General features: G+C 68.9%; 9 protein-coding genes. 6 read left to right on the plus strand and 3 right to left on the minus strand.

The annotated features are described in order from the left end of the window. The first annotated feature begins 744 nt into the window (after positions 1–744). Entirely contained in the window at positions 745–1,929 is a 1,185-nt protein-coding gene (locus tag QMZ92_RS22680) for a beta-ketoacyl-[acyl-carrier-protein] synthase family protein (protein ID WP_283299250.1), read from the plus strand. Positions 1,930–2,068: 139 nt separating this feature from the next. On the opposite strand, the gene QMZ92_RS22685 is transcribed toward QMZ92_RS22680, so the two are convergent. Next, a complete protein-coding gene (locus QMZ92_RS22685) occupies positions 2,069–4,234 on the minus strand; it encodes an ATP-binding SpoIIE family protein phosphatase (RefSeq protein WP_283299251.1) in 2,166 nt (721 codons plus the stop codon). Positions 4,235–4,696: 462 nt separating this feature from the next. Here QMZ92_RS22685 and QMZ92_RS22690 point away from each other — a divergent pair, with 462 nt between their 5' ends. Beyond that, positions 4,697–4,846 carry a hypothetical protein gene (locus QMZ92_RS22690; protein WP_283299252.1) on the plus strand — a complete coding sequence of 50 codons (150 nt, stop codon included), beginning with the start codon at positions 4,697–4,699 and terminating at the stop codon, positions 4,844–4,846. A 201-nt stretch (positions 4,847–5,047) separates the two neighbouring features. After that, positions 5,048–5,626, plus strand: a complete 579-nt coding sequence (locus tag QMZ92_RS22695) for a histidine phosphatase family protein (RefSeq protein WP_283299266.1) — start codon at positions 5,048–5,050, stop codon at positions 5,624–5,626. A 32-nt stretch (positions 5,627–5,658) separates the two neighbouring features. On the opposite strand, the gene metG is transcribed toward QMZ92_RS22695, so the two are convergent. Together metG and QMZ92_RS22705 are read right to left on the minus strand one after the other, a co-directional pair. Beyond that, positions 5,659–7,383 (minus strand): methionine--tRNA ligase, encoded by a 1,725-nt coding sequence (gene metG, locus QMZ92_RS22700; protein WP_283299253.1) that lies wholly within the window; start codon positions 7,381–7,383, stop codon positions 5,659–5,661. A gap of 404 nt (positions 7,384–7,787) precedes the next feature. Further along, a complete protein-coding gene (locus QMZ92_RS22705; RefSeq protein WP_283299255.1) occupies positions 7,788–8,228 on the minus strand; it encodes a MarR family winged helix-turn-helix transcriptional regulator in 441 nt (146 codons plus the stop codon). A 67-nt stretch (positions 8,229–8,295) separates the two neighbouring features. Between QMZ92_RS22705 and QMZ92_RS22710 the strand changes: the two genes are divergently transcribed. From QMZ92_RS22710 to QMZ92_RS22720, 3 genes are all read left to right on the plus strand, one after another. Then, positions 8,296–8,670, plus strand: coding sequence for a cupin domain-containing protein (locus QMZ92_RS22710; RefSeq protein ID WP_283299257.1), 375 nt, complete (start codon positions 8,296–8,298; stop codon positions 8,668–8,670). Positions 8,671–8,918: 248 nt separating this feature from the next. Next, complete coding sequence (locus QMZ92_RS22715; protein WP_283299258.1) at positions 8,919–10,088, plus strand: IS630 family transposase; 1,170 nt, start codon at positions 8,919–8,921, stop codon at positions 10,086–10,088. Between the two features lie 75 nt (positions 10,089–10,163). Beyond that, a protein-coding gene (locus QMZ92_RS22720; RefSeq protein ID WP_502962113.1) for an IS5 family transposase occupies positions 10,164–10,972 on the plus strand; the annotation gives its coding sequence in 2 pieces (ribosomal slippage) (positions 10,164–10,512 and positions 10,512–10,972; 810 coding nt in all). The last annotated feature ends 163 nt before the right edge of the window (positions 10,973–11,135 follow it).

The following is an 11,135-nucleotide window of genomic DNA, read 5'->3' on the forward strand; positions in this document are numbered from 1 at the left end:
GGTAGTCGGGGTCTGCTTCACGCAGCGTGCGCAGCAGGCCAGGCAGGCGGTCGGGGAGAAGACCGATCTCCGCGGCCGTGCAGGTGTGTGCAGGTGCCGGCGCAGACGCCGAAGACGGACCGTGAACTACGCGAGTTGGTCGTCCCGACGCGGTACGCCGGTTCAACCAGAGCACTCTGGTGCGGCAGGACAGAACACCAACGAGGCTCCCGTGGTGATGGATTGAGACGTCGAGCACCTCCCTCAACGGCGCCGCGGCCCCGTACCGTTGAGGACCCATGCATCGTCACCCGATCACTGGTCACGACGAAGGGAGCTCAGCGACTGCACCGCCCGACGGGACGCCATCCGTTGTCGCCCATCACGTCGGAGAGACTGCCGATCGCGGCGCACCTCTTGCCGGTCGCGGAGCGTCTCTGCGGTCGAGTGGCCCGTGCCGCCAGGGTGGCCGCCCCGCTCCGGCGGCAGTGACCAGGCAGCCGCCCCGGTTGACGGTAGGTCAAGTAAGGCTCGCGGAACGGCTCTGAGCACCGCTGTTTCACGGTGTGTGCCGTGTCACGCATTTCAAGGGCCAGCTAAGTTGTCTGCATCACAGCGGAATTGTCCATTTTCATCCATGCTCGAAATGGTTACCGACTGCCGAAGTGGACTCCGTCGGCAACGTCTTGGGCCCGAAATGCCAAAGTGACCCATGACACAGCACTCGCGACATTCCTTCGTTTTCCCATGGAAAGGTGCCCCACTATGGCCGCTTACCTCTGTCCTCCTGCCGTGATATACGGCGAGCACGACGTGGAGACCAGCCAGATCGTTGCGGAGGTGCGCGGGCGCCATCCGCAGGCGGCGTGGGCACCGCGGATCGACAGCATCGCGGCCGGCACGGGCATTGAGACCCGCGGGTGGATGCTGCCGCTGGAGGCCGCCGTCGCGCCTGGCAACGGCGGCAGCCTGAGGGCTGTCGGCATCGGGGCGGCCCAAGAGGCGCTGGCACTCGACGGGTTCACCCAGCAGGACGTGGACCGTGTGATCGCCGCGCTCGAGACGATACCCGCACCACAGACGGTCCAGGAGCGCACCGCGCCGGCCTGGGAAGCCGTGCAGTCCTACGGGGAACGTGCGGCGCGGGGGGCCCTGCAGATCGCCGGGCTGGACGCCGCGGACATCGACTGCCTGATCACCAGTCACTCCACCACCCCGGCGCTGCCGGGTCTGGACATCGCCCTGGCCAACAGACTTCCGCTGCGCAACGACGTGATGCTACAGCCGGCGACGCAGTGGGCCTGTATAGCGGGAACCCGCTCCCTGGCGCTGGCGGCGGATCTCGTGGCCGCGGACCCCGACCGGGTGGTCCTGGTCGTGATCTCGGAGGCGCTGAGCACGACCTACCAGCCTGCGGACGACACTCTCGAGTCCCTGATCGTGAGGTTGCTGTTCGCGGACACCGCGGTCGCCATGGTGGTCACCGGCCGCCCGAGGTCCGAGTCGGTACTGCGGCTGGACGCCGCCTGGCACCACACCCTGCCCGGCACCCAGAACCTGCACCGCCTGGAGACACGGTCGGACGGCACCCACTTCGTGATGGACCGGCGCGGGCCGCGCGCCGTTCAGGAGACGGTCACCGCGATGTGGGAGTGGCTCCGCGTCCGTTACCAGGACAACCCCGACTCCTGGCACCCCGACGTGCTGCTCGCGCACCCCGGCGGGACCCGGGTGCTGGAGTACATGGAGCAGACGATGCCCGACGCGTGGCCGTCGGGGCTGCTGGACTACAGCCGGGACAGCTACACGAGCGGCAACCGCGGAGGCGCCGCCGTGTTCGACATCATGCGGCGAGCACACGACGCGGGTCAGAAGTCGGGCAGTCGCGCCGTCCTGTACGCGGCGGCACCGGGGCTCACCGCCACCGCCCTGGAAGGCGAGTGGCTGTAGTACGATCCCACGCCACCTGTACCAGCAAACGGGCCGTCCGCGTCACCGGTACCGCAGAGGGCACGGTCCGCACCGTCGGCGGGGCCGGCTGACGCTCACGCCGACCGTACGTTCGCCGAGCCCCCGCCCCACAGTCGCGTCACCTCGCGACTTCCGCCCAGACCACCTTGCCGGTGTCCGTCCACCGCACCCCCCACCGTGTGGTGAGCCTGTGCACGATGTGCAGACCACGACCGCCGTCGTCGAGGAGGCTGCCCCGGCTCAGACGTGGCCTGCCGTTGCCGGTGTCGCCCACCTCGCACAACAGGCCGTGACCGGCCCTGATCAGCCGTACCGTGATGGGACCGGCGGCGAAGCGCACCGCGTTCGTGACCAGTTCGCTGACCAGCAGCAGCACGTTGTCCCGGGTGTCGTCCCTGGTACGCCATTTCCTCAGCAGCGCGGACACCTGCGAGCGGGCACGGGCGGGGGCGTCGTCGCGGGCGGGCAGTCGCCAGACCGCGGTGTCCCCCTTGCGGTAGCCGATCATCCGCGCGAGCAGCAGGGTCACATCGTCGCGCTGGCGCACGGGTGCCAGCGCGGACACGATGTGCCGTGCGGCCTGCTGCAGGGAGTCCCAGGGGTGCACCCCGGACACGGCGTCCGCCAGCCTGACGATGCCCTCGTCGATCGACGCGGCCGGATCCTCCACCAGCCCGTCGGTGAAGAGAGCGAGCAGGGATCCCGGGGGTGTGTGGAACGTGTGCACGTCGAACGGCTCCCGCAGTGCGAACTCGGCGCCCAGGCCGGGGTGAGGGCTGATCGCGAGCGGGCCCGCGTGCCCGTCCGGGGAGACCAGGACCGGGGGAAGGTGGCCGGCGCTGGACAGCGCCACATGGTGGCTGACCGGGTCGTAGAGGGCGATGCAGCAGGTCGACCCGAGGGCGCTGTAGCCGGCCGCCAGCCCGGACTCCGCGTCGTCCAGCATTGTCACGGTCTTGTCCAGGTGCTCCAGTACCTCGTCGGGCGCGAGCCCCGCGGACAGCAGCGCGCGGGCCTCCATGCTCAGCTGGCCCATGGTTGCCGCAGCTCCCAGGCCGTGCCCGACGACATCACCGACCACCAGTGCGGTACGGCCGTCCGGCAGCGGGAAGCTGTTCACCCAGTCGCCGCCGACGCCCGCGCTGTCCGGCGTGGCGGGCTGGTAGACGCTGGCGATCTCAATGGTGTCGCCGCCGGACCGGGGAAGCAGCCGCCGCTGCAACGCCAGCACCTGCGTGTGCTCGCGATGGTGCTGACGGGCCAGGTCGACGTGATGGGCAGTCCTGGCAACCAGTTCCTGCAAGTCGAGCAGCTCACTGTCGCGGAAGGGACGGTCCGCCCGCCGCCAGACCTCCGCCACGCCCAGCACGACGGACGGCGCGCCGTCCAGGACCAGCGGTATGCACGCCACACCCGCCGACCGGTCGCCGGGCACCAGGGCACGCATCACTCGCGGACTGCCGAGTACCCGCTCGACCGCCTCCCGGTCGGGTAGGACGATGGCCTGCGGGGCGTCGTCCCGCAGGACCGCCCGCGCCAGGAGGCGACTGGCATCGCTGGGAAGGTCGTCACCCGGAGTCGCGTAGCCGTCGGGCCACGCCCGGTCCGGCACCAGAGCCGCCCGCCGTAGCCGGATGCGCCCCTGCCCCTGCCCGGTGACTCCCTCGCCCGTCCACACCGCGAAGTCGAGGTCGACGGCGGCCACGTCTCCCCAGGCCAACAGGGACTGCGCCAGCGACTGCGCGGTCTCGCCGATGTCCAGCGAGGTACCGATCGCGGTCTCGGCCGCGTACAGGTGCAACCTCCTGGCCATGGCGATCAAGGAGACGGTCAGGCCCTCGTGAGGCAACGCGGCAGGCAGGATGCTCATCGAGACCACCAGCTCCGACCCGTCGCCGCGTCGCAGGCGCTGGATCCGGGCGACGTGCGCCTCACCGGTCTCCAGGACCTGCCGCAACCGCCGTGTGACCGTCGGTACGTCCCCGGGGGGCAGGAAGTCGACGAAAGAGCTCCCGGTCACGGCGTCCAAACCCGCGAATACAGGGGCGTCCAGATTGCAGCGGGTGATTCTCAGATCCCTGTCCAGGTTGACCGCGCCGAGAATCTGATCCTGACGGCCGGCTGCCGGGCCGTCGGGTACGCGAGGGTGGGTGGTGCGGTCGCCCCGCGCGTCGGCAGGATCAGGGGCCGCTGCCGCTCCGCCGCGCGGGATGTAGCGCCCCAGGGCGCTGCTGACCATGTCGAACGCCGAAGAAGAGGGCGAGGGAGAGGGTGTGGAGTCCATGCGGCTCTCTCAGCAATCCCCGGCGCAGCGCCGGGGCCGTACTCGGACCCGTGCGACGGGGCCCCGAGATCCCTGATCGCACACCTCATTGAATAACACCGGGGGGCGCTCCGCCCACACCAGCGGATCGCCCGGCGAACGCGGACGGTGAGCACACGCCGCTGCTTCGGCCGACGGCAGGCGAGGGTAGTCGTGGTGTCGATGCGGACGGCCCGCCCGGCCAAGCCGTTGACCTCCGGTGCGCGTAGGACATCGTTCAACTTCCTCTGCCATCGACCGACCGCCAGAGGTGCTCATCGGACGGCAGTCACCCCAGGAAGCTCAGCCGGACCCGACGGAAGGTGGAGATCACCTCGGACTCCGACTGGCAAGGCGCCGCCGGCACGGTGCGCACTCCCCTCAAGCGCCCGAAGGGCCAGGGGCACACCTCACTCCCCTCGCGTCGAGATCTCCCACAGCGCGGTGTGGACCCACGACGGGACGGTCGACCTCCTCCTCGGCCACCAGGAGAGCTCGACCGTGATGTCCGGCAAGCGCGTGCCGCCGATGTACGACCAGCAGATCGACTACAGCGCGCCGGTCCCCGTCCCCGCGACCGACTTCAGTTCCTGACTACGCCGGACGGTCACCGCGGATGATCACGTGGTCGTGAAGATGGACATCGAGGGTCCGAGTATCCCGTGCTCAGCAAGCTGCTCACCGACGGGACGATCAACCTCATCTCCGTGCTCCACATCGAGTGGCACTACGACCGCTTCCCCGCCATGAGCCGAGCCGACCACGACCAGGTCGCCAACGCCGTATCAGCAACGCATCCATCAGGGCCAAGCTGTCGGCGGCAGGCTCAGCCGGCGCGGGAGCGACGACATCCGCAAGGTCGGCGACAGCCTCGCAGCAGCCGACGTCACCGAGGACCGGATGCTCGTCAGCCCGATGTCCCGCTGTCGTCGTTCCGCCGCTCTGCTCACCGCCGCGCTCACTCCCGCCGACGTGCGGGGGGACGAGCGCCTGGCCGCCGAGAACAGCGGCTACCTCGGAGGCCGGCCCGGGGAGCTCGCCGCAGCTGAAGCCAACCGCCGAGGCGTCCCGATCCACCAGCTCCGCACACCGGGCGGCGAGTCATCCGAGGACGTCCAATCCCGGTACGCGCGCCTGTGGGAAGAGGTCTGCGCCGGGCCGCACCGTACGACGGTCCTCATCGGGCACGGCGGGGACATCGCCTGCCTGCTGCTGCGGCTGACGGGGAACGGCTTCGATCGCTGCCTCGAGTACGTGCCCGGGTCTGCGGGCGTCACGTGGGTCGAGGTCGACGACAACAGTCCCCGTGTCCGGCTGATGAACGTGTCGGCTGCGAACCCGGCCACGCGCCTCCACACCCGTACCGTCCGATGAGAGCGCGGACGGTACGGGTGCGAGCGATACGGTCAGGCGTCCTCGGCGCCGCCGAAGCGGGCCCGGTAGGATTCCAGGTCCTCGTCCGTGATCTTCGTGAAGAGCACCGGCGGGACGGTGAACGCGGTGCCGGCCGGGACCGTGTCCAGGGCCGTGGCCTGCTCGGCGGTCACCCAGGTCGCGGTGTCGCCCTCGAGCGCGAAGGCGCCGCGCATGGCGGCGGCCGTGGTCGGGATGAACGGCTCGGAGACGACCGCGTACAGGTGGATCAGGTTCATCGCCGTGCGCAGGGTCAGCGCGGCGCCGTCCGGGTCGGTCTTGATCTCCAGCCAGGGGGCCTTCTCCTCCAGGTAGGAGTTGCCCGCGGCCCACAGGGCGCGCAGCGCGGCCGCGGCCTTGCGGAACTGGAGGGCCTCCATCTGCTCCTCGTACTCGGCGAGCAGCCGCGCGATCTCCTCGCCCAGCTTCGCCTCCGCCTCGCCGGCCGCGTGACCCGCCGGGACCTCGTCGCCGAACCGCTTGCGGGAGAAGGACAGCACGCGGTTGACGAAGTTGCCGAGGGTGTCGGCCAGGTCCTTGTTGACCGTGGCGGTGAAGTGCTCCCAGGTGAAGGAGGAGTCGTCGGACTCGGGGGCGTTGGCGACGAGGAAGTAGCGCCAGTAGTCGCCGGGCAGGATCTCCAGGGCCGCGTCGGTGAAGACACCGCGCTTCTGGGAGGTCGAGAACTTGCCGCCGTAGTACGTCAGCCAGTTGAAGCCCTTGACGACGTCGACCTTCTTCCACGGCTCACGCACGCCAAGCTCGGTGGCCGGGAACATCACCGTGTGGAAGGGGACGTTGTCCTTGGCCATGAACTGCGTGTAACGGACGGTGTCGTCGGCCGCGTACCACCACGACTTCCAGTCGCGCACCTCGTCGTCGGAGGCGGCGTCCGCCCACTCCTTCGTCGCGCCGATGTACTCGATCGGGGCGTCGAACCAGACGTAGAAGACCTTGCCCTCGGCCGCGAGGTCCGGCCAGGTGTCCGCCGGGACCGGGACACCCCAGTCCAGGTCGCGGGTGATCGCGCGGTCGTTCAGTCCCTCGGTCAGCCACTTGCGGGCGATGGACGTGGACAGGTGCGGCCACTCCGCGCTGACGGTGGCGATCCACTCCTCGACCTCGTGCTGGAGCTTGGACTGCAGCAGGAAGAGGTGCTTGGTCTCGCGGATCTCCAGCTCGGTGGAGCCGCTGATCGCCGAGCGCGGCTCGAGCAGGTCGGTCGGATCCAGGACCCGGGTGCAGTTCTCGCACTGGTCGCCGCGAGCCTTGTCGTAGCCGCAGTGCGGACAGGTGCCCTCGACGTACCGGTCCGGCAGGAAGCGGCCGTCGACGGGCGAGTACACCTGGCGGATCGCGCGTTCCTCGATGAACCCGTTCTCGTTCAGCTTGCGCGCGAAGTGCTGGGTGATCTCGACGTTCTGCTGCGACGAGCTGCGCCCGAAGTAATCGAAGGCCAGCTCGAACCCGTCGTACACGGCCTTCTGTGCGTCGTGTGCCTGAGCACAGAACTCGTCAACCGAGAGCCCTGCCTCCTTGGCGGCCAGCTCGGCCGGCGTGCCGTGCTCGTCGGTCGCGCAGATGTACAGGACGTCGTGACCGCGCTGGCGGAGGTACCGGGAGTGCACATCCGCCGGAAGCATCGACCCGACCATGTTGCCCAGGTGCTTGATCCCGTTGATGTAGGGAAGCGCGCTGGTGACCAGGTGTCGAGCCATCCTTGGATGCTCCATTTCGTACGTACGGCGCCGATGGCGGTGCCACGGCGGGCCCAAGTCGGGAAGCTGCAGCCGAAGCGATCACTCAGATCACATTTCGACGTCACGCATGGTGACGCAACAGGTCTACAGGCCACCGACATCGTATCGAACCGGAGGTTTGCCCCTCCCGCGGATTCTGCCGCCACCGCGCAGAGCTCAAAAGGCACTCGGCCGTCCGAGACAGGCGGCCAAGCGAGTCTCGTACGGCCGAGGCACCTCCCATCTTAGTGGTCGGCTCCGGAAGTCCTTCGGGGGTTGCGGGGTCCACGACTTGCTGCGCATCCCCGACACGGGATGAGCAAATCCGGTGTCCTGTCTCCTCCTTGGCGACCTGCGACAGTCCAGGCCAGTGGCTTACTGACTCACCAGGCGGGGCGGATCGGCCCAGGTGGTGTAAGCCGGGTCAGGTCGGCGACAAGTTCACTGAAGCGCGCCTCGCCCAGCGCCTCTCGCCATGGTGCGACGGCAGCCCGGGCTGCCTGGTCGGCGGCGCGAGTGGCGGCCCAGCCGGCCTCGGTCAGCCCCAAGAGCCGGGCGCGGGCATCGTGGGGGTGCGGATGCCGCGCCACGTACCCCTTGCGGACCAGCTCCTCGACCAGCTGGGCGGCAGCCTGCTTGGTCACCCCCAAATGCTCGGCCAGGCTGGCCGTAGTGGCGCCGCCCAGGGAGATGCGGGCAAAAGCGAAGCCGTGTGCAGGCCGCAGGTCCTCGAATCCCTGCTGGGACACGCGAGCATGGATCTCCTGCACCAACTGTCCGGAGAGTGCCAGCACGAGTGCGGAGAAGGCCAGAGCGTCATCCATGGCTTGACTATAACTCGTCAAGCTGCTTGTCTTAATGGACAAGTTTCTTGTCTATAGGGAGGCTGGCATGCCCTTCATCCGCAGTGACGAGGCCGTCGTGCACGAGATCCACGGAACCCGCTTCGTTTCCTACATCCGTCCGGGCACAGGCAGCCGGGATCTCGCCGCCTGGCGCGGTGAGATCCCGGCCGGAACGGTGGGTCCGGCCCACATGATCAGTCACGAGGAAACGTTCTATGTTCTGTCCGGCCGCCTCCGGCTTACCATCGGCGGCGAGAGCGCCGAACTCGGCGTCGGTGACGCGGCGGTGGCTCCGGCAGGCTCCGAGCTGGCGGTTGCCAATACCACCGACCAGCCCGCGCACATGTGGGTCACTACACGGGTCGGGCTCAGCGCCAAGCTGGCCGACGGCAGCACCATCACGCCGCCCTGGACTCATTAAGCCCGCAGAGGGCCGGTGGCCACGCTTCCCGGATCAGCGACACCTCGGTCACAACCGAACCGTCCACCCTCTGCTGCTGGGTGAAGGGACGTACACGGCCGAAGCAGCGCACACCCACGGCGGCCCCGGCAAGAGCCGCCCGCCGGGTCAAAGCAAGGTCATCAAGCATGGCGTGAATGATGCCGCATCAGTCGATCCGGCAGGGTGCGACCCGTCGTGATCCACTTCTCCCGATCGGCCCGTCTGCCATGCCCGTTGCCCCGGCCCGCCCGATAGTCCCGACCGCCGCCGAGCGCGAGCGGTTGAAGAAGATGGCCTACGGCCACAAGACCGAGCACCGGCTGCGGGTCCGCGCCCAGATCCTCCTGCACGCGGCACGGGGGCGCTCCAACGCGCGCATCGCCCACGAGACGGGCCTGCACCTGGACACGGTCCGCGCCTGGCGGCGCCGGTTCGCCCAAGGCGGGCTGCCGGCTCTGGCCGACCGCAAGCGCTCGGGGCGCCCCGCCCGCTTCACCCCCGTGCAGGTCGCCGAGGCCAAGGCTCTGGCCTGCCAGTTACCCGCCGAGACCGACGTGCCGCTGTCACGCTGGTCCTGTCCGGAGCTGGCCGCCGAGCTGACCGCGCGCGGAATCACCGAGACCGTCTCCGCGTCCACGGTGCGCCGCTGGCTGCGCGAGGACGCGCTCAAGCCCTGGCAGTACCGGTCCTGGATCTTCATCCGCGACCCGGACTTCCGCGCCAAGGCCCAGCGTGTCCTTGACCTCTACGCCCGCACGTTCGAGGGTGCCTCGCTGGGAGAGGACGAGTACGTCCTCTCCAGTGACGAGAAGACCTCCGTCCAGGCCCGCTGCCGCTGCCATCCGACCCTGGCCCCGGGCCGGGCCCGGGCAATGCGCGTCAACCACGAGTACGGCCGCGGCGGCGCGCTGGCCTACCTGGCCGCCTACGACGTCCACCGCGCGAAGGTCTTCGGCCGCTGCGAGCCGAAGACCGGCATCGTCCCCTTCATGGCCCTGGTCACCCAGGTCATGACCACCGAGCCCTACGCCAGCGCGAAACGCGTCTTCTGGATCGTCGACAACGGCTCCTCCCACCGGGGGAAGAAGGCCATCGACCGTCTGACCAAGGCGTTTCCGAATGCGGTCATGGTCCACACCCCCATACACGCCTCCTGGACAAACCAGATCGAAATCTTCTTCTCGATCGTCCAGCGCAAGGTCGTTACGCCCAATGAGTTCACGGACCTGACGCAGGTCCGGGACCGGCTCCGAGCATTCGAAGACCGCTACAACGCCACGGCACAGCCATTCCAGTGGAAGTTCACCACCGCCGACCTGGACGATCTGCTGGCCCGGCTCGACCGGCACACACCCGCCGACCGACAAGAAGAATCCTCCGTCGCCCTGGCAGCCTGATCAACCCCCGAAGGACTTCCGGAGCCGACCACTTAGACGTCGTTTCTTTTGGTGTGATCGTTCGTTGAACCGTGCATGACGGATCTGGTTGAGCGGCTGGTGCCGGACGAGTTGTGGATGCTGTTCCGCCGGGTGGTGCCGCCGACGAAGGTCATACGGCCGCAGGGCGGCGGCCGGCGTCGAGCGGGTGACCGCGAAGCCTTGGCCGCGATCATCTTCGTGGCCACCTCGGGCTGCACCTGGCGACAGCTCCCGCCGGTGTTCGGCCCGAGCTGGCAGACGGTCTACCGACGTTTCGCCCAGTGGAGCCGGGCCCGGGTCTGGGCCCGGCTCCACCGCGTCATCCTTGACGAACTCGGCGCCCGTGGTGAACTGGACTGGTCGCGCTGTGCGATCGACTCCGTCAGCATGCGGGCCGCAAAGGGGGGCCTCTGACGGGACCGAATCCGACCGACCGTGGCAAGCCCGGATCGAAAATCCACTTGATCACCGACCGGAACGGGCTGCCGCTCTCGCTCGGCATCTCGGGCGCGAACATGCACGACAGCCTCGGTCTGGAACCGCTCGTGCGGGGCATCCCTCCGATCCGGTCCCGGCGTGGACCTCGCCGACGGCGCCCCGGCAAGCTCCACGCCGACAAAGGCTACGACTACGACCACCTGCGTCGCTGGCTCCGCAACCGCGGCATCCGCCACCGCATCGCCCGCCGTGGCATCGAGTCCTCCGGGCGGCTCGGCCGTCACCGCTGGGTCGTCGAACGGACCGTGTCCTGGCTCGCCGGCTGCCGCCGACTCCACCGCCGATATGAGCGCAAGGCAGAACACTTCCTCGCCTTCGTCGGCATAGCCGCGGCCCTCATCTGCCACCGCCGCCTCACCAAATGAAACGACGTCTTAGCTTGGCGTTTAACCGCGTTGTGTTTGGTGTTCCTTGATCGATTCGGCGCGTTTGATGGTTTTGCCGACGTCGTGGCGCTTGGCACGTTGCTTGTTCTTCGAGCCGGGAGGCCGTCCAGGCCCGGGCCGGGTTGGTTTCGGTGCGGTCGCT

The sequence above is a fragment of the Streptomyces sp. HNM0645 genome (assembly GCF_030056615.1).
GTDB classification, from domain to species: domain Bacteria; phylum Actinomycetota; class Actinomycetes; order Streptomycetales; family Streptomycetaceae; genus Streptomyces; species Streptomyces marianii.

What these genes read in the sequence shown, in the direction of transcription:
- metG (WP_283299253.1), bottom strand. Translation starts at nt 7,383, where the DNA reads ATGGCTCGACACCTGGTCACCAGCGCGCTTCCCTACATCAACGGGATC.
- QMZ92_RS22685 (WP_283299251.1), bottom strand. Translation starts at nt 4,234, where the DNA reads ATGGACTCCACACCCTCTCCCTCGCCCTCTTCTTCGGCGTTCGACATG.
- QMZ92_RS22710 (WP_283299257.1), top strand. Translation starts at nt 8,296, where the DNA reads ATGCCCTTCATCCGCAGTGACGAGGCCGTCGTGCACGAGATCCACGGA.
- QMZ92_RS22715 (WP_283299258.1), top strand. Translation starts at nt 8,919, where the DNA reads ATGCCCGTTGCCCCGGCCCGCCCGATAGTCCCGACCGCCGCCGAGCGC.
- QMZ92_RS22680 (WP_283299250.1), top strand. Translation starts at nt 745, where the DNA reads ATGGCCGCTTACCTCTGTCCTCCTGCCGTGATATACGGCGAGCACGAC.
- QMZ92_RS22705 (WP_283299255.1), bottom strand. Translation starts at nt 8,228, where the DNA reads ATGGATGACGCTCTGGCCTTCTCCGCACTCGTGCTGGCACTCTCCGGA.